The 25,852-nt window shown below is 53.8% G+C and carries 21 protein-coding genes and 1 CRISPR repeat array; of the genes, 13 read left to right on the forward strand and 8 right to left on the reverse strand.

What is annotated here, in order from left to right; translation table 11 throughout:
* Positions 1-20 precede the first annotated feature (20 nt).
* From RHH53_RS02340 to RHH53_RS02375, 8 genes are all read left to right on the forward strand, one after another.
* The gene (locus tag RHH53_RS02340; RefSeq protein WP_399364952.1) at positions 21-644 is read left to right on the forward strand and encodes a lysozyme; all 624 of its coding nucleotides are present in this window, start codon (positions 21-23) and stop codon (positions 642-644) included.
* A 501-nt stretch (positions 645-1,145) separates the two neighbouring features.
* Positions 1,146-4,697 carry a methionine synthase gene (gene metH, locus RHH53_RS02345; RefSeq protein WP_310744035.1) on the forward strand — a complete coding sequence of 1,184 codons (3,552 nt, stop codon included), beginning with the start codon at positions 1,146-1,148 and terminating at the stop codon, positions 4,695-4,697.
* 265 nt (positions 4,698-4,962) lie between these two features.
* Complete coding sequence (locus tag RHH53_RS02350) at positions 4,963-6,270, forward strand: four-carbon acid sugar kinase family protein (RefSeq protein ID WP_310744036.1); 1,308 nt, start codon at positions 4,963-4,965, stop codon at positions 6,268-6,270.
* Between the two features lie 125 nt (positions 6,271-6,395).
* A complete protein-coding gene (locus RHH53_RS02355; protein WP_302678739.1) occupies positions 6,396-6,770 on the forward strand; it encodes a cytochrome c in 375 nt (124 codons plus the stop codon).
* Between the two features lie 92 nt (positions 6,771-6,862).
* Positions 6,863-7,078, forward strand: a complete 216-nt coding sequence (gene sipA, locus RHH53_RS02360) for a regulatory protein SipA (RefSeq protein ID WP_302677217.1) — start codon at positions 6,863-6,865, stop codon at positions 7,076-7,078.
* Between the two features lie 13 nt (positions 7,079-7,091).
* Positions 7,092-8,231, forward strand: coding sequence for a glycosyltransferase (locus RHH53_RS02365; RefSeq protein WP_310743315.1), 1,140 nt, complete (start codon positions 7,092-7,094; stop codon positions 8,229-8,231).
* Positions 8,232-8,265: 34 nt separating this feature from the next.
* Positions 8,266-9,789: direct repeats of the CRISPR family, unit length 36 nt; unit sequence GTGCTCAACGCCTTACGGCATCAGAGGTAGAGGCAC.
* Positions 9,790-10,254: 465 nt separating this feature from the next.
* Complete coding sequence (rlmN, locus tag RHH53_RS02370) at positions 10,255-11,268, forward strand: 23S rRNA (adenine(2503)-C(2))-methyltransferase RlmN (RefSeq protein WP_310453226.1); 1,014 nt, start codon at positions 10,255-10,257, stop codon at positions 11,266-11,268.
* Positions 11,269-11,327: 59 nt separating this feature from the next.
* Positions 11,328-13,181, forward strand: coding sequence for an NYN domain-containing protein (locus RHH53_RS02375; RefSeq protein WP_310744037.1), 1,854 nt, complete (start codon positions 11,328-11,330; stop codon positions 13,179-13,181).
* Here the strand turns inward: RHH53_RS02375 and RHH53_RS02380 are convergent.
* Positions 13,178-13,906 carry a response regulator transcription factor gene (locus RHH53_RS02380; RefSeq protein WP_206200901.1) on the reverse strand — a complete coding sequence of 243 codons (729 nt, stop codon included), beginning with the start codon at positions 13,904-13,906 and terminating at the stop codon, positions 13,178-13,180. The two genes, RHH53_RS02375 and RHH53_RS02380, sit on opposite strands and share 4 nt — an antisense overlap.
* A 482-nt stretch (positions 13,907-14,388) precedes the next feature.
* On the opposite strand from RHH53_RS02380, the gene RHH53_RS02385 reads away from it, so the two are divergent.
* Positions 14,389-16,056 carry a DUF3370 domain-containing protein gene (locus tag RHH53_RS02385; RefSeq protein WP_302678743.1) on the forward strand — a complete coding sequence of 556 codons (1,668 nt, stop codon included), beginning with the start codon at positions 14,389-14,391 and terminating at the stop codon, positions 16,054-16,056.
* A gap of 11 nt (positions 16,057-16,067) precedes the next feature.
* Complete coding sequence (locus RHH53_RS02390) at positions 16,068-16,823, forward strand: metallophosphoesterase (RefSeq protein WP_310437963.1); 756 nt, start codon at positions 16,068-16,070, stop codon at positions 16,821-16,823.
* Here RHH53_RS02390 and lspA read toward each other — a convergent pair.
* Positions 16,820-17,296, reverse strand: a complete 477-nt coding sequence (gene lspA, locus RHH53_RS02395; protein ID WP_206200904.1) for a signal peptidase II — start codon at positions 17,294-17,296, stop codon at positions 16,820-16,822. The two genes, RHH53_RS02390 and lspA, sit on opposite strands and share 4 nt — an antisense overlap.
* The gene (locus tag RHH53_RS02400) at positions 17,293-18,372 is read right to left on the reverse strand and encodes an Mrp/NBP35 family ATP-binding protein (protein WP_149820305.1); all 1,080 of its coding nucleotides are present in this window, start codon (positions 18,370-18,372) and stop codon (positions 17,293-17,295) included. The genes lspA and RHH53_RS02400 overlap by 4 nt, the downstream gene beginning before the upstream one ends.
* Between RHH53_RS02400 and RHH53_RS02405 the strand changes: the two genes are divergently transcribed.
* From RHH53_RS02405 to RHH53_RS02415, 3 genes are all read left to right on the forward strand, one after another.
* Complete coding sequence (locus tag RHH53_RS02405; RefSeq protein WP_302678745.1) at positions 18,371-18,583, forward strand: hypothetical protein; 213 nt, start codon at positions 18,371-18,373, stop codon at positions 18,581-18,583. The genes RHH53_RS02400 and RHH53_RS02405 overlap by 2 nt on opposite strands.
* Positions 18,580-20,187, forward strand: a complete 1,608-nt coding sequence (guaA, locus tag RHH53_RS02410; RefSeq protein WP_310744038.1) for a glutamine-hydrolyzing GMP synthase — start codon at positions 18,580-18,582, stop codon at positions 20,185-20,187. The genes RHH53_RS02405 and guaA overlap by 4 nt, the downstream gene beginning before the upstream one ends.
* Before the next feature lie 61 nt (positions 20,188-20,248).
* Complete coding sequence (locus RHH53_RS02415; protein ID WP_206200906.1) at positions 20,249-22,126, forward strand: hypothetical protein; 1,878 nt, start codon at positions 20,249-20,251, stop codon at positions 22,124-22,126.
* 67 nt (positions 22,127-22,193) lie between these two features.
* Here the strand turns inward: RHH53_RS02415 and RHH53_RS02420 are convergent, their stop codons facing one another.
* The 5 genes from RHH53_RS02420 to RHH53_RS02440 all read right to left on the reverse strand — a co-directional run bounded on the left by RHH53_RS02420 (position 22,194) and on the right by RHH53_RS02440 (position 25,711).
* Entirely contained in the window at positions 22,194-22,952 is a 759-nt protein-coding gene (locus RHH53_RS02420) for a ChaB family protein (RefSeq protein WP_302677228.1), read from the reverse strand.
* Between the two features lie 102 nt (positions 22,953-23,054).
* On the reverse strand, positions 23,055-24,404 hold the full coding sequence (gene dnaB, locus RHH53_RS02425; protein WP_310744039.1) for a replicative DNA helicase: 1,350 nt from the start codon (positions 24,402-24,404) through the stop codon (positions 23,055-23,057).
* 14 nt (positions 24,405-24,418) lie between these two features.
* Complete coding sequence (rplI, locus tag RHH53_RS02430) at positions 24,419-24,877, reverse strand: 50S ribosomal protein L9 (RefSeq protein WP_302678747.1); 459 nt, start codon at positions 24,875-24,877, stop codon at positions 24,419-24,421.
* A 176-nt stretch (positions 24,878-25,053) separates the two neighbouring features.
* Complete coding sequence (gene psaJ / locus RHH53_RS02435) at positions 25,054-25,179, reverse strand: photosystem I reaction center subunit IX (protein ID WP_011058244.1); 126 nt, start codon at positions 25,177-25,179, stop codon at positions 25,054-25,056.
* A gap of 37 nt (positions 25,180-25,216) precedes the next feature.
* Entirely contained in the window at positions 25,217-25,711 is a 495-nt protein-coding gene (locus RHH53_RS02440; protein ID WP_206200909.1) for a Photosystem I reaction center subunit III, read from the reverse strand.
* Positions 25,712-25,852 lie beyond the last annotated feature (141 nt).

Below are 25,852 nucleotides of genomic sequence, written 5' to 3' on the forward strand. Positions count from 1 at the left end.
CGATCGCTCTTCTAGTGGGCATGGGCTATTTCTTTTTTGGGTCGCGTTCAAGTGCCCTCTGGTGGTACTGGTACCGCTGGCAGCCGGGTCAAATTGCCCCCTTAGTCATGCAGGGGGGTGATCCCTATGTACGGGCACTGATGCGCACCATTTCTGCCAGTGAGGCCAACGACGCCAATCCCTACACCCTGCTCTATGGTGGCGAACACGTCCAAGACCTCAGCCAGCATCCCGATCGCTGTATTCCCATTCGCCGCGGTCCCAATCAGCACCTATGTACCACCGCCGCAGGCCGCTATCAATTTCTCACCACCACTTGGGAAGAAAAAGCCGCCCGCTATCATCCCCAACCGCCGAGCTGGTTTTGGCAGGGCTATAGCTTTGCCCCAGAGTATCAAGATCAGGTGGTCTATCGCTGGCTGACAGATCCGGCTGCTTGGAATGCCGATATTCCCCAACTCTTGCGGGAGGGGCGTGTACAGGAAGTTTTTGCCCTACTGTCGGATACATGGACTAGTCTGGGCTACGGCCTTGAAAGCAACCTGATCACACCCCACCTCGAAGAGATTTACCAGCAACTGTTGGCTCAAGAATTAGCCGCCTCCCAGACTGCACACTCTCCGGGGAGGGATGCGTTACGCTAGTCAATTTTCTCTGCCGACGGATCTATTCGAGTGCCCCAATTTCTGATTCTTGCGTAGAATCCCTCGGAGTCGCTCTAGAAGAGGGTTTGAGTATTTTCAGTGGCTTCGTAGAAAATGATTTGACACCCCTCGCAGGGGATCCCTCGGAACAGGGGGTTACAATCCGCTCAGGGAGAGGCTATATTGAAGATGCTCTTGCTTCCCTTCGGGGAAGTAGATTAAGTGGAAACATTTGTTCCGCAAGCATTTCGATGTGGTTGATGCTGGTTGGCTTGCTTCCCTTTGGGGAAGTAGATTAAATGGAAACATGGAAACATGGAAACATGAAGAACGGAGAAATACCAATTTCTGTGAGGGGGTGTTTTCTGCACCCCTAATTTTTTTGTCGCAAGAAGTGTCAAGGCCGAGCTGTCAGTTCCATCCGTGAGCAAAGGGCTGTACCGCTCCCGGAGAGATTAAAATCAGAAAAACCCTCTGGTGCAAATCGGCTGGCCTTGGTGGATGTCTATGTCGTTTCTTGAGTATCTCCATGCAGAACCGCGGCGCGTCATTGTCTTTGATGGCGCAATGGGCACGAATCTTCAGGCGCAAAACCTGACGGCAGAGGACTTTGGGGGCAAGGCGTACGAAGGCTGCAATGAATACTTGGTCATCAGCAAGCCAGAGGCGGTGGCCAAGGTGCATCGGGACTTTTTGGCAGCAGGCGCCGATGTCATTGAAACAAATACCTTTGGAGCCTCCTCCGTTGTTCTCAGTGAATACAATTTGGGCGATCGCGCCTACGAAATTAGCAAGAAAGCCGCCGAACTGGCCAAGTCCGTGGCCGCTGAATTTAGCACCCCCGAAAAACCCCGCTTTGTCGCTGGCTCAATGGGGCCTGGTACCAAACTCCCCACCCTTGGCCACATCGACTACGACACCCTCTACACAGCTTTTCGCGAACAAGCGGCGGGTCTCTTTGATGGCGGGGTTGACCTATTTATTATTGAAACCTGCCAAGACGTGCTGCAAATCAAGGCGGCACTCAATGGGGTAATGGCCGTCTTTCGGGAGCGGGGAGAACGCCGCCCTCTCATGGTCTCCGTGACGATGGAGCAGCAGGGCACGATGCTGGTTGGCTCGGAAATTGGTGCTGCCCTGACGATTCTGGAACCCTATCCCATTGATATTTTGGGACTCAACTGCGCTACGGGGCCTGACCTGATGACGGAGCATATCCGCTACCTCTCGCAGCACTCCCCCTTTGTGATTTCCTGCATTCCCAACGCCGGCTTGCCTGAGAACATTGGTGGTTGTGCCTACTACAAATTAACGCCGATGGAATTGCGGCTGGCTCTGACCCGCTTTGTCGAGGACTTTGGGGTGCAAGTGATTGGCGGCTGTTGTGGCACTCGACCGGATCACATTGCTGCTCTGGCGGAGATTGCAGCAACCCTGACCCCCAAGGCGCGATCGCCCCAACGGATTCCCGCGGCTGCCTCGATCTACAGCCCGCAGCCCTACGACCAAGAGAATTCCTTCCTGATTATTGGTGAGCGGCTCAATGCCAGTGGCTCGAAAAAATGCCGCGATCTCCTCAATGCCGAAGACTGGGATGGCCTCGTTGCCCTTGCCCGTGCCCAAGTGCGTGAAGGTGCCCACATCCTTGATGTCAACGTGGACTATGTGGGGCGCGATGGCGTGCGGGATATGCACGAGTTGGTGTCGCGGTTGGTTACCAATGTCACCCTGCCCCTGATGCTTGACTCCACTGAATGGCAAAAAATGGAAGCGGGGCTAAAGGTGGCTGGCGGGAAATGCCTGCTCAACTCCACCAACTTTGAGGATGGTGAACCCCGTTTTTATAAGGTCTTGGAACTGGCAAAAACCTACGGCGCTGGCGTTGTGGTCGGCACGATTGATGAAGAGGGGATGGCACGAACGGCTGAGAAGAAGTTTGCCATTGCTGAACGGGCTTATAAAGCCGCCCTTGACTACGGCATTCCCCCCTACGAGATTTTCTTTGACCCTTTGGCACTGCCGATTTCCACAGGGATTGAGGAGGATCGGGTCAACGGACGTGAAACCATTGCCGCCATTCGCCGTATCCGCGCTGAACTGCCGAACTGTCATATTTTGCTGGGGGTCTCGAATATCTCCTTTGGGTTAAATCCAGCGGCGCGGCAAGTCCTGAACTCGATGTTTCTCCATGAGGCGATGCAGGCGGGCATGGATGCTGCCATTGTCAGTGCTGCCAAGATTCTGCCCTTGGCGAAAATTGAGCCAGAGCACCAAGAAGTGTGCCGTGATCTGATCTATGATCGGCGGCGATTTGAGGGGGACGTGTGTGTCTATGACCCCCTTGCGGAACTGACCCGTCTCTTTGAGGGCAAAACCACCCAACCGGATCGCTCGCAGATGGAGAACCTGCCCATTGAGGAGCGGCTAAAGCGCCACATTATTGATGGCGATCGCCTGGGGCTGGAGGACACCCTCGCCAAAGCCCTTGAAACCTATGCTCCCCTTGAAATTATCAATACCTTCTTGCTCGATGGCATGAAGGTGGTGGGTGAACGCTTTGGCGCTGGGCAGATGCAACTGCCCTTTGTTTTGCAGTCCGCAGAAACGATGAAGGCCGCCGTCGCCTACCTCGAACCCTTTATGGAGAAATCTGCCACGGGGGACACCGCCAAGGGCACGGTTGTGATTGCCACGGTGAAGGGGGATGTCCATGATATTGGCAAAAACTTGGTGGATATTATCCTCACCAACAATGGCTATCGGGTGATTAACTTGGGGATTAAGCAACCCGTTGAAAATATCATCCAAGCCTATGAGGCGCATCAGGCAGACTGCATTGCCATGAGTGGCCTCTTGGTGAAATCCACCGCCTTTATGAAGGAGAATCTGGAGGTCTTTAATGAGCGAGGCATTACCGTTCCCGTGATTCTGGGGGGGGCGGCCCTCACACCCAAATTTGTCTACGAGGATTGCCGCGCCACCTACCACGGTCAAGTGATCTACGGCAAGGATGCCTTTGCCGATTTGCACTTTATGGATCGGTTGATGCGGGCAAAGGCCGCAGGGCAGTGGGACGATCGCCAAGGATTTTTGGATGGCACAACGGTCTCTCCCCCAGAGGCAGAGGCCACACCGGCGATCGCCCCCGAACCCCCCTCGGTGACTGAACCCGAAACGCCAGAAGTAGTAGATACACGCCGTTCTGAAGCTGTTGCGGTGGAGATTCCCCGCCCCACACCCCCCTTCTGGGGCATTCGTCACCTCAAGGCGGATCAGATTCCCCTTTCTGAGGTCTTTGCCTATCTGGATCTCCAAGCCCTGATTGCGGGTCAGTGGCAGTTTCGCAAACCCAAGGATCAAGACCGTACCACCTATGATGCTTTCCTTGCCGAGAAGGTCTATCCCATCCTTGAGGAGTGGAAACAGCGCATCCTTGCGGAAAACCTACTCCATCCTGAACTGATTTATGGCTACTTCCCCTGCCAAAGTGAGGGTAACACGGTCTATATCTACGATCCGCAGCGGGTTGGTGACAAAAGTGCCTGCATCCCTGAGCGGGCGATCGCCCAGTTTACCTTCCCTCGTCAAAAGAGTGGCCGCCGCCTCTGTATTGCCGACTTTTTTGCCCCTGTGGCATCGGGCATCATTGATGTCTTTCCCATGCAAGCGGTGACCGTTGGTGAAATTGCTACCCAAGTGGCGCAGGAGCTATTTGCGGCCAATCAATACAGTGACTACCTCTACTTCCACGGCATGGCGGTGCAAACGGCGGAAGCCCTCGCAGAGTGGTGTCATGCCCGCATTCGCCGTGAATTGGGCTGCACTCCCGATCCAGAGTCGATTCGCGATATTCTTGCCCAGCGCTACCAAGGCTCCCGCTATAGCTTTGGCTATCCTGCCTGCCCCAATATGCAGGATCAATATACGCAACTGCGACTCCTCGAGAGCGATCGCATGGGGATGTATATGGACGAGAGTGAACAACTCTACCCTGAGCAATCCACCACGGCGATCATCTGCTACCATCCCACCGCCAAGTATTTCAGCGTCTAAGCCTCAGCTTTCTTCGTGCTAAAACTAATCATTCAAAAGACGGTGCCATGGGTACACCAAGGGCATCCCCTAAACAGGCACCCAATAATCCATTGACAACATATTCAGCATTCATAGGGAGCAACCAGATCGGATTTTTCAAGAGTTCTCAAGAATTCTTATCACCCTAGGTACCCCATGTTTTAGAAAAGAACTGTCGCGATCGCCCCAATGATAAACTGCAAACGAAAGAGTGTCGGAGATGCCCTCGGTGACGCGCCCAAAAATGATTGTTCTAGATGATGACCCCACCGGTTCGCAGACAGTTCACAGTTGCCTGCTGTTGACCCGCTGGGATGTGGATACCCTCTGTCGTGGCCTCACCGATCCTGTGCCCATTTTCTTTATCCTCACCAATACCCGTGCTTTGCCACCAGAAATCGCAGCGGAGGTCACGCGCACCGTTTGCTGTCATTTGAAGGCGGCGATCGCCCAAACCGGCACCACCGATTACATGGTTGTCAGCCGTTCCGACTCCACCCTCCGCGGCCACTATCCTCTGGAAACCGATGTGATTGCCGCTGAACTGGGACCCTTTGATGCCCATTTTCTGGTGCCTGCCTTTTTAGAGGGGGGGCGCATTACCCGTGATAGCCAGCACTATCTGCTTGTTGCAGGTCAGCCGGTGCCCGTTCATGAAACGGAGTTTGCCCGCGATTCCGTCTTTGGCTATCACCACAGCTACTTACCCGACTATGTGGCCGAAAAGACCCAAGGGCGCATCCCCGCCGCAGCCGTAGAGCGTTTTGTCCTTGCCGATGTGCGCAATCCAGAGACCCTGCGCAGCCGCTTGAGTCAGTTACAAGGCAATGTCTGCGGGGTGGTGGATGCCGAGAGCCAAGAGGATTTAGACCAGTTTGCAGCAGCAGTGCTTGAGCTTGCCAGCCAAGGAAAACGCTTTTTGTTCCGCAGTGCTGCCAGTTTGCTCACGGCCTTAGCGCAGCTGCCGCCCCAGCCCACCCCCCCAGAGGCAATGGCCACCTATTGCCGCCCTGGCCGCTATGGTGCGATTTTGGTGGGTTCCCACGTGCGCAAAACCACTGAACAACTGACCGCTTTGCTGGAGGAACCCGATGTGTTTCCCATTGAAGTGCCCGTGGCTCGATTGCGCGACAGTGGGGCGGCTGAACCTGACATTATCAACGAAGTCTTGGCGGCAGTGGATCAGGCGATCGCCAGTGAGAAAACCCCCGTCATCTTTACCAGTCGTGAGGAACTCACCTTCGCGGATGCAGCGACACGGTTAGCCTTTGGGCAGCGAGTCTCGGAAGTGCTGATGGCAATTGTTCAACAGTTACCCGCCGATTTGCGCTATCTGATCAGCAAGGGGGGCATCACCTCCAACGATGTCCTCAGCAAAGGGTTAAACCTAGCCACCGTTCGCCTCTTGGGGCAAGTGATTCCCGGCTGCTCCGTGGTGCGCACAGGTGCTGATCATCCCCGTTTTCCCGAATTACCAGTGGTGCTGTTCCCCGGCAATGTCGGCGATCGCGAGGCATTGCGCATGGTGTATCGTCGCTTTCACAGTCCTTAGTGGATAGCTCAAGCCCTTGCTTTTGTCTAGGAATTTTTACTTAGTGGCTTGAATCTCGCTGAGCTCAGGGTTTAGAATGCAGTTGTAACAATAATAAACAATTTTTAATCTTTCCCGATAAGTGAATGAGTTTAGTCAACACAGTTGGGGTTCGATCAACGGTATGGCGCTGGCTGCTGCCTGTCTTGGTCGTGCTGGTGGTGGGTGGCGGTTGGGGGGTTTCTCTGCTATTGCCCCTGCGGGATCCCTACATTCAATCGGTACGAGCAGCGGTGGGCGATCCGAGTCGCGGCGAGCAAATTTTTATTCTCAACTGTGCGGCTTGTCATGGCATTGATGGCAAGGGCGAAGTGGGTCCTAGCCTTGTGCAGATTAGCCACCGCCGATCGCAAGCAAAGCTCATCCAGCAAATTATTAGCGGCGATACCCCTCCCATGCCCAAGTTTCAAGCCCAACCCCAAGACATGGCCGACCTATTAAGCTACTTGAAGACACTCTAAAACTTTTGACAAAAATCTCACAGGCGAAACCAGTATATTAAATTGAAAATTGTGCTACCAGAATTACGCATTTCGAGCATTTTTTGGTGGGAATGGAAGAAGCCTTTGCGGTGGGCGATCGCGTTCGCCTTGTGGAACTGCCCCCCTATGTGAAAACAGCGGAGCCAATGCCAATGTTGCGTCCCGCCAGTATCCTCACCCTCGGTGAAGAGGGGGTGATCCTCGGCCAGCAACCGGGGAACTATTGGGTCGTGCGCCTAGCGCGGGGTGCCTTTTTGCTGGAAGCCAAGTATCTCAAACGGCTGTAGTGCCTTCGCTGCTATGGCTCCGCTGCTGTCTCTGTGCATGATTGTCAAAAACGAAGCCCATCAATTACGGCGCTGCTTGCAGTCGGTGCAGCCTTGGGTGGATGAAATCATTGTTGTGGACACGGGTTCCACCGATGGGACGATCGCCATTGCCCGCGAGTTTACCCCCCATGTCCACGCCGTTGTCTGGCAAGCAGATTTTGCTGCCGCCCGCAATGCCTCCCTAGCCCATGCAAGCGGGGAGTGGGTCTTTTACATTGATGCCGATGAAGAATTGGTGGTTACAGATCCCCAATGGCGAGACCAGTTGAGCGCTGCAAGTGGGGATGCTATCAATCAGTGGAGTCTGCTGCGCCGTGAACAGGCGAGCGATCGCAACTGGAGTGAGTTTTGGAATGTCCGCTTTGGCCGCCGTTTTCCTGATCTTCACTTTGCCGGGGCACTCCATGAGCAACTCTATTACCGCGAACGCCCAGCGGTGGTGGGTCAGTTGCAGGGGGTCTATCTCATTCACCACAACCAACAGACGCCAGATCAGTTTCTGGCAAAGCTTCGCGATCGCAATATTCCCATCCTCGAAAAAATGGTGCAGCAGGGCGATCGCCGACTGCAAAACTTGGTGTGTCTTGGGGATCACTATGCCGCCTGTGGCGATGGCGATCGCGCCCAAGCTTGGTATGAACAAGCCCTTGAGCAAATTGCCCCTGCCGTGGCACAGGGAATTCTGCCTCAGGAGACGACTTGGCTGCGCCATCTTCTTTTTTGGGTGAGCTACCGTGCCTTTGAGGCCAAGGACTACGAAACGGCTCAGTATTACCTCAGCTATGGCCTACGCTTCTTTGATCGCTATCCGCCCCTACTCTATGTGGCGGGGTTACTCATCTTTGAATTGGGCTTGCATCGCGGAGCCTTGCCCTACTTTCACCGCTGTTTAGAACTCTTTGAGCAGGGAACCTACGATCGCGCTGAACCCTTCGATCGCCAGTGGATGACCACCCAACCTGCCTATAGTCTAGGTTTTACCTACATGACCCTTCAGGAGCGCGATCGCGCCATCGCCTATTTTCAAAAGACCCTTGAATTTAACCCTGACTATTCCCCTGCGCAGATGTACCTGCAACAACTGTTGACGGCATCGGCAAATCAAGGGTGATGCGAGTTCCCGCCCCTGCTGCCGAGCGAATCCAGTGCTCAACGCCTTACGGCATCAGAGGTAGAGGCACAATCAAAAGTTTCGGGAAAAAGTTCCAAACAGTACGTGCTCAACGCCTTACGGCATCAGAGGTAGAGGCACATATTATGTCTATCAAGCAATCCAAAAAAGTTCTCTGTGCTCAACGCCTTACGGCATCAGAGGTAGAGGCACCTCTTCAACAAGCAAGAATATACGATCGCTAAATTGTGCTCAACGCCTTACGGCATCAGAGGTAGAGGCACAACCTATCTGCCATTTCAGAGGCAGTTCTAACCCTTAGTGCTCAACGCCTTACGGCATCAGAGGTAGAGGCACTCCAACAAGCAAAAGCGCCTCGACGCTCTCCTTTGGGTGCTCAACGCCTTACGGCATCAGAGGTAGAGGCACTGATTATGTCCTAGAGAAATGGAATACTTTTTCTAAACGTGCTCAACGCCTTACGGCATCAGAGGTAGAGGCACATTATATTGATTTGCAATAGATACATTTTGCAGTTCGTGCTCAACGCCTTACGGCATCAGAGGTAGAGGCACTTTACTGGGGCGTTGAAGATTGGGATCTAAAGCAAGTGCTCAACGCCTTACGGCATCAGAGGTAGAGGCACAGCTCAGGGGGAGCTGCATTTAATTCATCAAAAAAGTGCTCAACGCCTTACGGCATCAGAGGTAGAGGCACTGCCTAAAAGATCGCTTAAATTTGAAGGATCGCCGTGCTCAACGCCTTACGGCATCAGAGGTAGAGGCACTTATTGTATAAAGTCTCAGCAAGTTTGAGTTGTTGTGCTCAACGCCTTACGGCATCAGAGGTAGAGGCACACAAGGGCTAACGGCTCAACCGCTACTTGAATGAGTGCTCAACGCCTTACGGCATCAGAGGTAGAGGCACTTAATTGACCTGCTACAAGCTCTTCTTTATTTACGTGCTCAACGCCTTACGGCATCAGAGGTAGAGGCACTACCTCCAATAAACCTGCCAATAAACAATTAAACTGTGCTCAACGCCTTACGGCATCAGAGGTAGAGGCACCCCTTCGGCCTCCGCCTCCCTCTCCCTTCGGCCTCGTGCTCAACGCCTTACGGCATCAGAGGTAGAGGCACACGACGCGGGATTTTTGCTGTCCCGGCTCAGTGGGTGCTCAACGCCTTACGGCATCAGAGGTAGAGGCACGCGCTTTGGAACTTGAAAAGTCCGAATATAATCCGTGCTCAACGCCTTACGGCATCAGAGGTAGAGGCACCCTCCTCCGCTCCTCCTCCGCTCCTCCTCGTGCTCAACGCCTTACGGCATCAGAGGTAGAGGCACCGTGGCGATATAACTTCTGCCCTTCTGCCCTTCTGCGTGCTCAACGCCTTACGGCATCAGAGGTAGAGGCACTTTTTATCCTTGGTCAGCACCGCCAAAGCTAAAGGCTGTGCTCAACGCCTTACGGCATCAGAGGTAGAGGCACGGCCAAGGACGGCCAAAAACAGCCAAAAACAGCGTGCTCAACGCCTTACGGCATCAGAGGTAGAGGCACAGCGGCGCCCTAGAAATGCCTCTAGGACTAGCTTAGCACAGTCACTTTTCAAGCACCTCTGGCACTTGGTTTTTTTGTGACTGTAAAATTTTTAGCCTCGGCCAGTATTCAGTTGTCAATCCCGCTCTGGGGAATAGGTTCAGAGATTTTCAAGCACCTCTAAATCTAACAAAAACTCTCAAACCAAGTCAAGGGGCTATCTTTGAATATCAGCCGTATCAGAGAATATTTGAATCCAGAGGTGCTTGCATGCGCCACAATCTTGGACAAAACTCAGCTGGCATTCTCTGGGGTCTCGCAAATTTTAGTGCTGCTGACCCGTCAGCAAGAGAAAGATTAACTGCTCTTAGCAAAACTGCAAAGCAATTGTCCCAGCGCCTCAGCGTTCTTTCTTGTGCCCCTATTCCAGAAAAGAGCAGGTTGGCAGTTTGTTAGGATCAAGGGGAAGTGAAGCGGTTGAACACTATGGCGCTGCTGGGACAGTCCGCAGTAGAGTTGAAAGCATGGGTCGAAGCCCAAGGGCAGCCTAGCTATCGGGCACAACAACTCCATCAGTGGCTCTATCAAAAGGGGGCGCGATCGCTCCAAGAGATTACAGTTTTTCCCAAACGGTGGCGTGATACCCTCGCAGGAGTAGAGATTGGCCGCTCAGAGATTCGCTATCGCCATGATGCCCAAGATGGCACTGTCAAGCTTCTGTTGACCTTAGCTGATGGCGAAACCATTGAAACGGTGGGCATTCCCAGTGGCGATCGCCTGACGGTGTGTGTATCTTCCCAAGTGGGTTGCCCCATGGCCTGTGATTTTTGTGCCACGGGCAAAGGGGGCTATCGCCGCAATCTGGCTTGCCATGAAATCGTCGATCAGGTGCTAACGATCCAGAGTGAAATGAGGCGGCGCGTCAGCCATGTGGTGTTTATGGGTATGGGAGAGCCACTCTTAAACTTAGCGGCTGTTATCCCAGCGGTCACCTGCTTGAATCGCGATATTGGCATTGGTCAGCGGCACATTACCCTCTCAACGGTTGGTATTCCCCAACAAATTCAGCGACTGGCACAATATCAGTTGCAAATCACCCTTGCCGTCAGCCTCCATGCCCCCAACCAAGGCCTGCGAGAGCAGCTCATTCCCAGCGCCAAGCACTATCCCCTCAGACAGCTAATTGCCGATTGTCGTGCCTATGTGCAGCAAACGGGGCGCCGCGTCACCTTTGAATATACCGTTCTGGCGGGGGTCAACGATCGCCCCCAGCATGCTGAGGAGCTAGCGCAGCTATTGCGGGGCTTTCAGAGCCATGTCAATCTGATTCCCTACAATCCGATTACTGAGGCAGCCTATCAACGTCCCAGTGATCAGCAATTGCGACAATTTTTGGCTCAACTGCACGCCTTGGGGGTAACCGCCAGCATTCGGCGATCGCGGGGCTTGGATCGGCAAGCCGCCTGTGGTCAACTGCGCCAAGCCCAACTCAGTGCCTAAAGATTTTTTGCTATCATGATTCTCTAATTCATGTTATTCCTATCACATTTCCTTTTTGAATGAAGCCAGAGCTTTGGTTGATTGCTCCTGTTAGCGCGATCGCCCTCGGTGGTATTGCCACACTGATTCAACCCCAACAACCCTTAGCAACCCTTTTAGGGAGTGGCATCGGTGCCCTTGCGGGTGCACCCCTCATTGAAAAGAACCAACGCCGTAGCGATCGCCTCATTCGAGACATTCACACCGTCCTCTCCTCCTCCCCAGAGACCACCGAACTCAAAGCACTTCTGCTGCGAGAACTGGAGCAACAACGCCGACAACTCACTGACCTTGAACAGCAACTGCACCAAGCACTTCCTGAAGCCTTGAACCCGATTCACAACGAGATCATGCAGAGGCTGGAAACCCTCAAGGACAATCAAAGGGACGCTGCTGTTAACACGGCGACGGCGCAGCAACTTGAACCGCTCATTGAAGCCATTCATGCCCAGAGTGCCGCTCTGCAAACCATTCAAACCCTTCTGCAAAGACCCCAACCCCCAGCAACCACCCTAAAAACCGCTGTCCTCTACGACATTGAGAATTTAGTCTTTAACCAAGGGCAGCGACTAGACCCCGCCCAAGTGAATGAGCTTGTTTCCCTAGACAACGTTCTGGAGGCAATTAAAAGCACTATTGATCTGGGGGAAATCGCCATCCAGCGTGCCTATGGGAACTGGCAAAATCAAATTCTCCAAGCCCTCAACGCTCAACTGGAGCGATCGCAAATCGAGCGGGTTGGCGTCTATGGTCGCAATCACAATCAGCGTAATGCAGCGGACATTCAACTTGCCCTTGATGCCATTGATCTAGCCTACCAACATCCCGACATCAATACTTTTGTGCTCATCTCCGGGGATGGTGGCTTTGGCTCCATTGCCCTGCGCCTGCGGGATTACGGTAAAACCGTGATTGGCTGTGCCTACCGTAACGCCGCCAGTGATAGCTTTCAGCGGGTGTGCCACCAATTTATTTTCCTTGAGAATCCCTTCATTCAGTCCGACCCCGCCACCAATGGCAGAAACGGCACGCCTCCCCCGCGTCAACCCAATCGAGAAAATCGCACCGCGCCATCCTCACCTCGGCGTCTTCCCATTGAGCCGTTGAACTATGAACAAATTCCGCCATCGGCGATTCAACAACGGGAAACTGAAAAACTTTTGGAGCTATTCTCCTACTACACCACTGATGCAACAAGACGGCGAGAATTGGCTAGGGGTATGGTCTTTAATACCGTATTTTTAGAAATGAGATCCGTTGCCCCCCAATTGGATCCGCTGCGATTTGGCTTTTGCAAGCCCTCTGAATTAGTGGCCTACTTAACCACACACCATCAGTTACAAATTGGCGTTGCGGTGAATGGTCAATTGGGTAGAACGATTCTCTGCTGGCGCAATAACCTACCTGAGCGCTACACCCTGCGCACCTCCAGTCCCCAAACCATTCACACCGTCTCGATCTACCGTGGTATCTTTGCCGATGAAGTGGCGGCAGATTTTTTACTGACTCAGGTGGGACAGTGGTTAATTGCCCATCGTCCCCGCAATGCCCCTTTTGAGAGAATGATAAATATTATTCTTGAGCAAGCTCGTCGGCGGCAGCAGCGCATTGGTCAGCAGGGGATTAAGCGGGCGATCGCCAACTACGTCAAAGCGGGTATTCTGACGCGCGCATTACACCCCAGTGGTGACACCCTTACCCTCAACCCTGCCATCAAGGACTTTGATGCTTTGGTCATTGCGTTACAAAAAAGTTTTCGCCAAGCCGTGGCAGAACGCCTCAGCAAGATTGGTGAAACCATCAATGAGCAGGTCTTTGCCCAAGCGGTTCCCCTCAAGCCTCTACAACTACCGACTGCGAACAACCCAACCTAGGATGCAGATGGTGGCTCAATCTGACTGGGCAGTTCTAGACAATAGCCAGCCCCATAGACGGTTTTGATATAGCGCGGATTCCGCGGATCCGGCTCTAGTTTTGTCCGCAGGTGGCGGACGTGGACGCGAATAGTTTCAATATCATCATCGGGGTCATAGCCCCAGACTTCCTTGAGAATTTCACTGGGGGAGACCGTTTGGCCATGGCGTTGCAGCAGGCAGTGCAGGAGTTCAAATTCAAGGCGCGTCAGCTTAATAATTTTGCCAAACCAAGAGACCTCAAATCGTTCAGGCACTAGTGTCAATGGCCCATAGCTGAGGATTTCGCGATGGCCTGCCGTGGCGGGAATGCGATCGGCGCGGCGCAAGAGGGCGCGTACCCGGGCCAGCATTTCCTCCAATTCAAAGGGCTTGGTGAGATAGTCATCGGCACCGGCATTAAATCCTTCCACTTTATTATGGGTTTGGCTGAGGGCCGTCAACATCAAAATCGGAATATCTTGAGTACGGGGATCGCGGCGCAGGCGTTGGCAAATTGTAAAGCCATCCACTTGGGGCAACATCAGGTCAAGGAGAATCAGATCGGGAGAGAGTTGCACGGCGAGGGCTTGCCCTTGCATCCCATCTAAGGACTTTGTGACCTCGTAGCCCGCCATTTGCAGGTTAATTGCCAAAACGTCAGCGATCGCAGGGTCATCATCAATGATTAAGATGCGGGGCTTCATAAAATTGACAGTACTCAATCCTCACGGGCGGCCAACTACCGCTTCTGAGAGAATTATAAACATGGCAGCAAAAACCTTAAGACTTTGTTGAGTTTCTTTAGATTTTCTGAATATTTGACACCAATCTAGGGATACAGAACTTACTCTAAAATAAGGGATACCTCCAGCAGATCAGAGGCTATCCTGCATCAACTTGTCCAGTGCTGAGCGTGGCCAATCTATAGGACACTGAACAATCGAGAATTGGCCTAGACCACTTTCTAATCAGCACTTGGCGCAGTCTGAAACCCAGTTCTAGGCTGGCATTACGCGCAGCAAGCTAAACCGGAATTACGTTCATGCCGCGAGCTCTATGCGGTCTTGAGCGGATTTTCTACAAACCTAGGCTATACTTTGGGAATGCAACTTTTGGGCAGAAACGATGATCCTGTCCTGACTTTTGCGAACTGCTCACTCATGTAATGCTGTGGTTTGGATCGAATATGCTTGCTCCCATTCTTGTGGCACAAGCCGCTCTAGCAACTCCACCCCAACATGCATCCACTCTGGTACAGGGATATTCGCTTCGCTCGAATGTTGTTGTCCAAGCCAATACTGTACCCGCCAATCTAAGACCCCCTGAAGTCCCCTCGCCACCTGCGGCAACGGCCTACGTCACACCCACCAATTTTGCCTACTTCCCCCAAGACATTCGTCCTTTACCCGGCAAGTTGGACGATGTCCCCGTGTTTAACAGCAATAGTCCAGAGATGGTGCGCTCTGAGGGGATTCTCCTCTCCACCTTTCCACCCCACGGGAAATGGCAACCGGCGGCTCACCTCAACTATCCCTTAGAGGGGCGCTTTGATGTCTTTGCCCACCACATTACCCAATCCAATCGGGCGGTGAGTACGCCAACCCTCTATTTGGGGCTGCTTGCCTATAACCCAACGGATCGCTATGTCACGGTGAGATTTCATCAAGCCGCTAGTTTTTTAAGTACGCCAGATGCTCCCTTCCGCAATTTGCCCGCCATGCTCGATAACCCCACGGGCTTTGTTTTTTCAGGGCCTGGGAGTCGCGTCACCAACCAAGTGCTGCGGGGGGTACGGCAGACGTTCTTTCCCTCACAGATAACCATTCCCCCTCGCGAAGCGCGGATGCTGGCGAATTTGCCGCTGCCGTTGCCCACTCAATTTCCCAATGCGGTACTCAATCGGGTTCGGGCAGAGTTTATGCTCAATGCCGATGGCAGCGTCGGCCCCAAGTTACCCCTAATCCCGGATACAAATCCCTTTGGTGAGGTCTCCTCCTCCAATGGCCGTTCCACCCTGATGTATTTAGAAAGTAGTGGCCCGATTTACTTAGCGCAAATGTCAATGTTTGCCCGCATGAACGAGCAGGGCACCGAACGGGCACCCACCCTAGAGGAATGGTGGGCAATGCTCCATCGCGGTCAACTGGTTACCCCCCGCGACATTCCACCCACGCCCCCCAATAGTGGTCAGTTTGGGCGCTTCTTTTATGGCCGTGTGGCCGGTGTCAGTCAAGGCTCTCGCTGGCAAGCCACCCTCACCGATGGCCAAACCCATGGACAGGCTTTAACGATTCCGGCACCGGGGCGAGCCATCTCCTATGGCATTAGTACGCTGCACCGCGGCACCCTTGGCACGGGTCAAATTCAAAGTGCCCCCATGTTGGTACGCTATCCAGACACCGCCTACTACGCCCATGGCAATTATGGTGTTCACTATAGTTTGACCTTGCCCTTGGTCAACAATACCCGTCAGTTCCAGTCGGTGGTGCTAACGCTGCAAACCCCTCTCAAACAAGATCACCGCAGTGTCGTCCTCCAATTTTTGGAACCCCCGGCTCCCCAAGTGTTTTTCCGGGGAACGGTGCGTGTTCGCTTTACAGATGATTTAGGACAGAGGCAAGAGCGCTATGTCCATTTGGTACAGCGGCGGGGTCAGCGGGGAGAACCATTAGTGACATTAAATATGCGTCCAGGTGAAAAACGGGATGTTACTGTGGATCTACTCTACCCACCCGATGCCACCCCACCCCAAGTGCTGACAGTAGCGACATTGCTTGGTCCTAGCTATGAGAACACGACTCAAGTGCCGGCCGCTCCCAATTCTTTGTCCCTCACACCCGTGACGACACCCTAGGAGTGACGAGAGTGGGCGATCGCGCCGCGTGGCCAAAGGACAATCGCCTTGTTCTCATTGGGGATGTCCACGGTCACTATGAAGGCCTGTGCCGTTTACTGGATCTCATCTCACCTCGGGTGGGCGATCGCCTGTACTTTCTTGGCGACCTTGTGGATCGAGGGCCGAGTAGTGCCGCTGTCGTGGAATTAGTGCGCCAGTGTGGCTATGGTGCTGTGCGCGGCAACCACGAAGACATGATGCTCCTCACCTTTGAGAATAAACAAATCAATCCAGCGCGGCTCTTTGTCTGGTCGAATAGTGGTGGGGATGAGACCCTTGCCAGCTACACCTCCACAGAGTTGCTTTGGCAGCACCTCGACTGGCTGCACAGAGTGCCTTTTTATCAGGATTTGGGAACGGTGTTTATCGTCCATGCGGGGCTTGATCCAACACTGCCCCTAGTGCAGCAAACCAGTAAAGAGTGCTGCTGGATCCGCGAGTCGTTTTTAGGCCACCCCATCCCCTACTTTGCGGATAAAACAATTGTGGTCGGCCACACGATTACCTTTACGTTTCCCAATGTCGAAGCAGGACAAATCGTGCGGGGTGCTGGCTGGATAGACATTGAAACCGGTGCTTATCATCGCCGCAGTGGCTGGTTGACGGCGCTGGATTGGACGAATCAATGGGTCTATCAAGTGAATGTCCTCTACGGCGGTACCCGCCAAGGGGAACTGGAAACATTCCTTGTGGATTTGGCAGATTTCTCTTGGAGCACGAGCTAGCGCTGGCGCCATGCCGACCACAAAAGACACGCAATGCCGATATTAATGGCAATATCCGCCACGTTAAAGACGGGAAATTGAATCCAGCGAAAATCCAAGAAGTCAACGACTTCGCCCGTGAGAAAGCGATCAATGCCATTGCCTAAGGCGCCACCCAGTAAACAGCCATAGCCCACTTGCTGCCAGCGATCTAATCTCGGACCGAGCACCGCCCAAGTGATCAGACCCAAGCTCACGATGAGAGACAGCCAGCGCAACCAGACACTGCCATTGGCAAAGAGGCTAAAGGCCGCCCCAGTATTTGTAACGTAGGTAATGTGAAAGACACCGGGGATAATGGGCGTTGTTTGCGGCGGTACTGTTAGGGCATAGGTGGCCACAATCCATGCTTTCGTCAGGCGATCGCTAACTAAGGCGAGGCCAGCCGCCCACCAAAAAAGGGGATTCTTGATCTTGAGCCGCTTACTGCTCATCCCACAGGACTAAGGGCGGCCACTGAGACCCGTGCCGCCACCTGTTGGGCGATCGCCCGTAGGGCTTGCGCCGAAGCAGACTGCGGATCCGCAATGAGAATCGGTTGACCCAAATCTCCCCCTTCCCGCACGGGCAATTCCAAAGGCACCTGTCCTAAAAGGGGTACACCCATTTCCGCCGCCAAGGCTTCGCCGCCCCCACTGCCAAAAATGTCATAGCGACGATTGGGCAAATCGGGGGGAATAAAGTAGCTCATATTTTCCACTAGCCCAAGGACTGTGACTCCCAACTGCTGAAACATCCGCAATCCCCGCCGTGCATCCCCAAGGGCAACAGGTTGGGGCGTTGTTACAATCACTACACCTGCCATTGGTACCGCTTGCGCCAGTGTGAGTTGGGCATCCCCAGTGCCGGGGGGCAAATCCACAATCAGATAGTCCAATGCGCCCCAATCGCTTTGGTAGAGAAATTGGCGAATAATGCCATTGAGCATGGGACCGCGCCAAATGACCGGCTGATCACGATCAATCAGGAAGGCCATCGACACCACTTTCAAACCATGAGCTACCGGAGGTAACAGGACATCGCCTCTGGCTTCCTTGCGCACTTCGACAATGGCATCCTCTAGCCCCAGCATCGTGGGAACATTCGGCCCATAGATATCCGCATCAATAATGCCAACGGCAGCCCCCGCTTGGGCAAGGGCAAGGGCTAAATTCACCGCAACGGTACTTTTGCCGACCCCCCCTTTCCCACTGGAGACGGCAATAATGTTCTTGACTCCTGCTACATCGGTGCGATCGGGCAGGCTCTTTTGCTGCGGCGTTTCAGCGGTAACCGCCACTTGCACATCCATCACCCCCGGCAGAGTAAAGACGGCCTTCTTGCAATCCTCGACAATAAATTCCCGTAGGGGACAAGCCGGGGTTGTCAGTACCAGTGTAAAGCGAACCGTGCCATCCTCAATGGCAACATCGCGGATCATGTTGAGTTCCACTAGCGATCGCCGTAACTCGGGATCTTCCACAGGACGGAGAACGGCCAACACAGACTCAACAGTAAGGGGGGCACTCATGCAGGTGATTCGTTACATTCGCTACTTAGATAGCGATCGTACCATCGTTGGGCAGATTCCTCCGCCAGCCACAGCAGCGATACAGCCAACGATGCAAGCCAAGACCGCTCTCAGACAGGATCACACCCCCATTTGCCTACACTATATTTCAGAAAAGGGCGGTATTCTGGAAAGTATTAGCCATTTGGGATCAGAAGGATTGCAACGTTGACTCACTCCACCCTCCACCAACCGGCCACAGCCGCCGGCCAAGACCTGCAACGCCAACTCATTGTCATTCTTGATTTTGGGTCGCAATACTCGGAACTCATTGCCCGCCGCATTCGAGAGACCCAAGTCTATTCCGAGGTCATTTCCTACCGCACCACTGCCGAGCAACTGGCACAACTGGCTCCCAAGGGCATCATTCTCTCCGGTGGCCCCAACTCCGTCTATGACGAGAATGCTCCCCAATGTGATCCAGAAATTTGGAACCTCGGCATTCCCATCCTTGGCGTGTGCTATGGCATGCAACTGATGGTGCAACAGTTGGGGGGAACTGTGGAGCGAGCCACCGCTGGCGAGTATGGCAAGGCAGCGCTCTTTATTGACGACCCCACGGATCTGCTCACGAATGTTGAGCAAGAAACAATTATGTGGATGAGTCATGGTGATAGCGTCACCGAGTTGCCCCCCGGTTTTCGCGTCTTGGCGCATACCCACAATACGCCAATGGCGGCGATCGCCCATCCAGAGCGGAAACTCTATGGCGTTCAGTTCCACCCAGAGGTGGTGCACTCCGTGGGCGGTATTGCCCTGATCCGCAACTTTGTCTATCACATCTGCGATTGTGAACCCACTTGGACAACGGCTGCCTTTGTCGAAGAAGCGATCCGTGAAGTGCGCGCCAAAGTGGGGAACAAACGGGTACTCCTTGCCCTATCGGGGGGGGTGGATTCCTCGACACTGGCCTTTTTGCTCCACCGCGCCATTGGCGATCAACTCACCTGTATGTTCATTGACCAAGGGTTCATGCGCAAAGGCGAACCGGAGCGACTCCTCAAGCTCTTTCAAGAGCAGTTTCACATCAAGGTGGAGTACGTCAATGCCCGCGATCGCTTCCTTGCCCAACTGGTGGGCGTCACAGACCCCGAAGAAAAGCGCAAACGCATTGGCCATGAATTTATCCGCGTTTTTGAAGAAGAGTCGCAGCGGCTAGGGCCTTTTGACTACCTTGCTCAGGGCACGCTGTATCCCGATGTCATTGAATCGGCAAATACCAACATTGACCCGCAAACCGGCGAGCGCGTAGCGGTGAAAATCAAGAGCCACCACAATGTGGGCGGTCTGCCGGAAAACCTGCGCTTTAAGCTGGTGGAACCCCTGCGCAAGCTCTTCAAGGATGAAGTGCGCCAAGTGGGGCGATCGCTGGGTCTGCCCGAAGAAATTGTGCGGCGGCATCCTTTTCCCGGTCCCGGTTTAGCGATTCGGATTCTGGGGGAAGTGACCCCGGAACGCCTAGAGATTCTGCGGGATGCGGATCTGATTGTGCGGCAGGAAATTAACCGCGCCGAGATGTACCACGACTTTTGGCAAGCCTTTGCGGTGCTGCTGCCGATTCGCACTGTGGGGGTAATGGGCGATCAGCGAACCTATGCCTATCCAGTGGTGCTGCGGTTTGTCACCAGTGAAGATGGAATGACCGCTGATTGGGCACGGGTGCCCTACGATCTCCTCGAGCGCATTTCCAACCGCATTGTCAACGAGGTGCCGGGGGTGAATCGGGTGGTCTATGACATTACCTCCAAGCCACCGGGAACCATTGAGTGGGAATAAATTTGCCAGAAAGGGGAGCGATCGGTTTAACTGGGAGAGATGGTGGTGTGAGTGATGTGGCATGAATGGCAAATGGACGCTGGCCCTTGGCTTTAGTGCAGGTGTATGGCTGCCCCTCGCGGCAACGGCGCAATCTAGCCCGCCCCAATGGCAAATTGAGGCTCGGCCAATAACTCACCCCACCTTTGAAGTGGCACCAACGGTGGAAGCACTGCCCCAATGGCAAGCCGTTCCCGAACCTAGGGGCGATCGCCCGTGGCAGCCAGCAACGCCAGAAGAACTGGCGCAACCCATTTTGCCCCCTGTAGCTGAGCAGGCACCGACACCCGTCATTGCCGAGGAACCCCAGTATCGCATTCCTCCCTTAATGCGTCCGCCCACCCGTCTCTTTAACTTGGAGACCGCCAATATCCTGCCGGAGCAAACCCTTGAACTACGGGGGGGAATTCGCAACTATGATCCCCAAGTGGCTGGGGGCGGCGGCGGTCTGCAAATTTTCTATGGCTCCATTGACTATGCGATCAATCATCGCTTGCAAGTGAGCTTTAGTGGCAATTACTACGACGATCCCTTGGGACGCTTGGTGAAGGGGCTACAGCCCGACCTTCAGTTTGGGGCGATCGCTGCTGGTCTCAAATATCAAGTGCATCGCGGCGAGAATCTATCGGTGGCTGTGGCTGGCTCCCTAGAGGCAGTACGGGTGCGATCGGACAATTTCCTCTTTGTGCCGGGTGCTGCCCAAGCAGGTACTTGGACGGTTGCCGCCTCATTGCAAGCGCCAATGACCTATTCCTTTAATCCCCAGTTGCAGTGGCACTTTACGCCCAACCTCACCTATTTTCCCGACACAGTGAACAAGGGAGGGGAATTTTACGGCACGAACTTCAACTTTGGCACAGGCATCAGTTGGCAGCCCCATCCTCGCTTTAATCTTTTTGCCGATGTCAATATGCCCGTCGGTCCGGGGGGCAATGCCGTGCGCAGTAGCGATGGCGCGATCGTCAACCTGCCCGTGTGGAGTGCCGGTGTGCGCTTTCTAGTGAACCCTTCAGTGAGTATTGATTTGGCAGCCACCAACGCCTTTGGCATTACACCTGCAAGTCGTACCTTGGCTTTTTTGCCCGGTGCGGATCAAGTGGGTGTCATGGCGGGATTAAGCTATACCCCCAATATGGGGCCTGATTTTGCGCCACCCTTTTTGCCCAGTTTTCGCAGTGGGCCGCGGCAACCCCTCACGGATCGCGATCGCCAGCTTTTACTCAATGGCCTCACCCTTACCTCCCCCAGCACCCTTGATCCGGGGATGCTGCACCTGCGGGGCAATAGCGGCACCACAGGAACCGGTTTTCAAGTGGGCTTTGGTCTTGCCTACGATGCCCAATTTGCCATTGCCATTGAACAGTGGGAACGCGGCGAAACCCTCATCGAAAACATCAACTACAGCGGTAACTTGCAGTTGGGGCTAGCAGCGAAGTTGCGTTTCCTCGATCAGGCTCAAGGGGATCCCTTTTCTTTGGCCTTTCAAGGCTCATTTAATCGTGGCATTAAGCAGGGGGGAGGTGGCAGTCGTTCCCTAGGCGGCTTGGAACTGGCCTTTATGTATGAGCCAACCAAGAATGTGGCACTCCTGTTGAATCCCAAGTTGGGCATCTTTAGTCCCAGCCAAAAAATCGTCGGTGGTGTGGGGGTCGGCCTCAATGTTGAGGTAGTCCGCAACCTCCAATTCATTGCCGAAGCCACGCCGGTCTTTGGGCAAACGGGGGTCTATAGTGCCGGCTTGCGTTACGTCGTGCCCCAGTGGGGACTAGGCATTGATCTCTATGGATCAACGGCAGTCGGCAGCAGTATTCCCAATGCAGGTCTTGTCGGTCAGGGGTCGCCGGGGGTGGGGGTCAACCTCCATTGGCTGTTTGGCGGATCGCGGCCACAGGAGAATTAAAGTCATGCAAACTCAATAGTTGTTAGTCCCCCCTCAAGCGCAATGAAGGGGGAGCAGGGGCTAACGCCTAACTGCCGTAGATGCCTTTATCATCCCGTTGGAAGAGGCGTTTGATGTGCTCCCACGCCTTAATGAGGGCATTTTTTTCATCGTTGGACTCCTTCAGCGCCTCGTTGTAGGCTTCGACAAATTTAGACTGAGCGGCCTCCGAGAGATCTGCGCGTACCTCTGGGGAAATATCCTCTGGCCCAGACAACTGCCCCTCAGGCTGACGCGGAATTTGCATCTCCGTAATGGCTGCCTCTTGACCGCCAGCGGATTGCAATAGGAGAAAAATCTCGCCGGCTTTGTCCTCAGGGACTTCAACGACCAGCAAAAATTCACCTGCCTGTACCCGCGTTTGATAAATGGCAGCTTTGTCCTGCGGCATCCCCAAGGAAATCAGTGCGGATCCTAGGCCGGCGCCCAAAGCACCATAGAGCGCACCACTGGTCGCCCCCAAAAGGGCAGCCGCCAGAGGGCCAGCAGCAGCCACAACGCCAATAAAAGGAATAAACAGAACGCCGACTCCGGTCAGCAAACTCAGCAGTGAACCAAACACCGAGCCATAGAGGGCACCCGTGGTGACGCCATCCAAAATAATATCTTTCTTAGTAATAAATCCACTAATGCGGGCTTCAGACTGAAAATTGCGGCCAATGATTGAGATATTTTCCTTGAGCACACCGCGATTCAAGAGTCGTTCGATCGCCTCTTTGACTTTGGCCTCTTCCTTGAAGGTGGCCGAGACACATTTTGTTGCTGGTTGAGCAAAAGTCGTACGCATTGATGGGTTTCCTCATCAGGACATGACCCCAGTATAGATACGAGCAATTATCGTTGACACCGAACCTCCAAGGTGAGGAAACAGAACGCTCTCCCCACTCGACTAATCGCGGGCAAGGTTTTCAAAGCGAGTGTATTGGGGGTCAAAGAGGAGCTTGACGGTGCCCACTGGGCCATTGCGGTGCTTGGCAATCAGGAGTTCACAAATGCCGCGATCGGGGGTGTCAGGGTTGTAATATTCATCGCGGTACAGCAGAATCACTAAGTCGGCATCCTGTTCAATAGAGCCGGATTCGCGCAAATCAGACATCAGGGGGCGTTTATTTTGCCGTGATTCAACACTGCGGCTGAGTTGGGAGAGGGCAATGACAGGGACATTGAGTTCCCGCGCCAGTCCCTTGAGGGAGCGGGTAATTTTGGAGAGTTCCTGCACCCGACCTTCGGTAGTTTCTTCGCCACCCATTAGTTGCAGATAGTCAATCAAAATGAGGCCGAGGCCATTGGGATGCTCGGCATGGAGACGACGGGCAGTGGAGCGAATCTCCCCAAGGGTGGGATTGGGAGTGTCGTCAATGTAGATGGGCAGTTGCGAGAGAATACCGATCGCCCGACTTAGGGGTTCCCACTGGTGTTGGCTAATGCGCCCCGCCCGTAAATAGTTGCTGTCAATGCGGGCTTCGCTGGCAAGGAGACGTTGCACCAGTTGCTCCTTGGACATCTCAAGGCTGTAGATCGCCACCCCCAGATTATGAATTTCGGCAATGCGACGGGCAATCTGTAGGGCGATCGCCGTCTTGCCCATTGAAGGACGACCGGCAATGATAATCAAGTCCGATCGCTGGAAGCCTTGGGTCATGTTGTCCAGATCATAGAAATTGCAGGATAGACCCGGCTGAATATGACCGATCGCCCGCTGCTCCAATTCCGTAAACGTGCGGGTAAGAATTTCATCGGTGCGGGTCAATCCCTGCTGAATCCGATCCTGCGTCACACTAAAGATCTGCTGCTCGGCCTGATCCAAGATCACATTCAATGGGAGGCTGCTATCGTAACCCAGCTTCACCACATGGGTACCGGCTTCAATAAGCTTACGGCGCAGGTATTTTTCCTTGACCAAGAGGGCGTAGCGATCAATGTTAATTGCACTAACCGTACGCTCGACCAGTTCTGCCAGTTTGGGGTGCCCGCCAACTTTGTCCAGTAGCCCTTGATCCTGTAGCCAAGCAGTCACACACAGCAGATCTGTGGGACTACCGCGACTGTGGAGCGAAACCGCTGCCCGATAGATCTCGCGGTGGGCACTGAGGTAAAAGGCCTCAACCGGCAAAATATCCACCACCCGGTTGATCGCTTCCGGGTCTAAGAGAATACCCCCCAAGATCCACTCTTCCGCTTCGAGGTTCTGGGGGGGAATCAGTTGGCTATCGGGCTGAAAACTTGGCTCCTGAACCATCAAGGAGGCTAGCCCTAATCGGCAACGACTTGGATATTGAGTTTGACACTCACTTCGGGGTGAAGCTTGATTTCAGACGTGTAGGTGCCCAATTTGCGAATCTCCGGCAGAGTTATTTCGCGACGATCGATGGTTTCACCCGTAATCGCTTGAATCGCATCGGCCACATCTTTGGGTGTAACGCTGCCAAAGAGCATATCTTTTTCGCCCACGGGCATTGAGATGGTAATGGTGGCCAGTTTTTCGAGGGTGGCTTTTTGTTTTTCAGCAACGCCTTTGAGTTCGGCAAGCCGCTGCCGTTCTTTTTCTTGGAGCCGCTCTACGCGCCGCAGGGCACTGGGGGTTGCTGGCTCGGCAATCCCTCTTGGAAATAGGTAATTACGGGCATAGCCGGGGGCGACTTCGACAACTTGACCCATTCGCCCGAGTTTATTGACGGTTTCATTCAAGACAACTTGCACCCGCTTTGCCATGGGGATCCTCTTTCATTGAACTGGATGGGTTAACAGCAAGCGTCAGCGCTGGTGGCTACGGCTGCTATTTTAGGACAAATAACTATTCTATAGCCTCTCGGCAGCAATTGCGACAAAAAAAGGGCAGAACGCTGTTCCACCCTTGTACCGAGTTTGTTCCAAAGTTAAGGGTTCACTTAGAGGGGATGGAAGAGCAAGTCGGGATAGAAACGATTAAACTCAATCAAAATCCCAGCGGTAATCGTCATCCAAATGGCGGCCAGCACGGGCGCGGTGGAAAGATAGGTCAAAAAGTGTTTCATGGTACGTCGTCCTTATGACAGTCAACAAACAGTGAAGCTAGCGAGGGGAAACGGTGATTTCGTTGTCTTTGGCGGTGAGTTCACCCGATGCCAGCTCCTTGAGGGCAGCCAATGGCCAAGCAAACCCCGTGAGCATGCATTTGATGGCAAGGGGCACATCAATAATGATTTCTTTTTCATTGGCCTCACCGCTGTTGCGCACAGCAATCAAGTAGGCGCGACCCACCCAGCCAATCCAGCCGGCAATGTACAGGAAGAGCACACTGGGAATGAGAAAATCACCGGCACGGCTGAGGCGACCATCCACAACGAGGTGGGGCAAACCATCTTGGCCGCATAGGGCTTGACTATAGCGCTCAAACCGTTTTTGACCGGAGGCGGGATCAGCGGTGGTATTCACAGCAGCGGCAGCACGTTTTTGAAAGGCAGGAGAATCTTTGCAGGGGACGAGTCCTGCCACATCAGCGGCGGCTAGAGGGGTAAAACCTAGCCACAGGGTCAAGACAAGGAGTAGGGCTAACAATCGACGCATGGAGTGTTGTCCTCAAATGCAGACAGGTCAAAGTGCATTCACGGAGAGAGCAATCCCTCCCAAAGCTGCCATCATTTTAGCGGATGGGCTTCAACCCAACCCTAGGGGAAAGGTTAATAATTTTTACGAGGGCAAATGCTG

The sequence above is a fragment of the Thermosynechococcus sp. PKX82 genome (genome assembly GCF_031583255.1).
Taxonomy (GTDB): domain Bacteria; phylum Cyanobacteriota; class Cyanobacteriia; order Thermosynechococcales; family Thermosynechococcaceae; genus Thermosynechococcus.

Excerpts from the sequence above, each read along its gene's own strand:
- RHH53_RS02340 (WP_399364952.1), top strand. The coding sequence starts at position 21 with ATGGGCTATTTCTTTTTTGGGTCGCGTTCAAGTGCCCTCTGGTGGTAC.
- metH (WP_310744035.1), top strand. The coding sequence starts at position 1,146 with ATGTCTATGTCGTTTCTTGAGTATCTCCATGCAGAACCGCGGCGCGTC.
- RHH53_RS02350 (WP_310744036.1), top strand. The coding sequence starts at position 4,963 with ATGATTGTTCTAGATGATGACCCCACCGGTTCGCAGACAGTTCACAGT.
- RHH53_RS02355 (WP_302678739.1), top strand. The coding sequence starts at position 6,396 with ATGAGTTTAGTCAACACAGTTGGGGTTCGATCAACGGTATGGCGCTGG.
- sipA (WP_302677217.1), top strand. The coding sequence starts at position 6,863 with ATGGAAGAAGCCTTTGCGGTGGGCGATCGCGTTCGCCTTGTGGAACTG.
- RHH53_RS02365 (WP_310743315.1), top strand. The coding sequence starts at position 7,092 with ATGGCTCCGCTGCTGTCTCTGTGCATGATTGTCAAAAACGAAGCCCAT.
- rlmN (WP_310453226.1), top strand. The coding sequence starts at position 10,255 with ATGGCGCTGCTGGGACAGTCCGCAGTAGAGTTGAAAGCATGGGTCGAA.
- RHH53_RS02375 (WP_310744037.1), top strand. The coding sequence starts at position 11,328 with ATGAAGCCAGAGCTTTGGTTGATTGCTCCTGTTAGCGCGATCGCCCTC.
- RHH53_RS02380 (WP_206200901.1), bottom strand. The coding sequence starts at position 13,906 with ATGAAGCCCCGCATCTTAATCATTGATGATGACCCTGCGATCGCTGAC.
- RHH53_RS02385 (WP_302678743.1), top strand. The coding sequence starts at position 14,389 with ATGCTTGCTCCCATTCTTGTGGCACAAGCCGCTCTAGCAACTCCACCC.
- lspA (WP_206200904.1), bottom strand. The coding sequence starts at position 17,296 with ATGAGCAGTAAGCGGCTCAAGATCAAGAATCCCCTTTTTTGGTGGGCG.
- RHH53_RS02405 (WP_302678745.1), top strand. The coding sequence starts at position 18,371 with ATGCAGGTGATTCGTTACATTCGCTACTTAGATAGCGATCGTACCATC.
- RHH53_RS02400 (WP_149820305.1), bottom strand. The coding sequence starts at position 18,372 with ATGAGTGCCCCCCTTACTGTTGAGTCTGTGTTGGCCGTTCTCCGTCCT.
- RHH53_RS02415 (WP_206200906.1), top strand. The coding sequence starts at position 20,249 with ATGAATGGCAAATGGACGCTGGCCCTTGGCTTTAGTGCAGGTGTATGG.
- RHH53_RS02420 (WP_302677228.1), bottom strand. The coding sequence starts at position 22,952 with ATGCGTACGACTTTTGCTCAACCAGCAACAAAATGTGTCTCGGCCACC.
- dnaB (WP_310744039.1), bottom strand. The coding sequence starts at position 24,404 with ATGGTTCAGGAGCCAAGTTTTCAGCCCGATAGCCAACTGATTCCCCCC.
- rplI (WP_302678747.1), bottom strand. The coding sequence starts at position 24,877 with ATGGCAAAGCGGGTGCAAGTTGTCTTGAATGAAACCGTCAATAAACTC.
- psaJ (WP_011058244.1), bottom strand. The coding sequence starts at position 25,179 with ATGAAACACTTTTTGACCTATCTTTCCACCGCGCCCGTGCTGGCCGCC.
- RHH53_RS02440 (WP_206200909.1), bottom strand. The coding sequence starts at position 25,711 with ATGCGTCGATTGTTAGCCCTACTCCTTGTCTTGACCCTGTGGCTAGGT.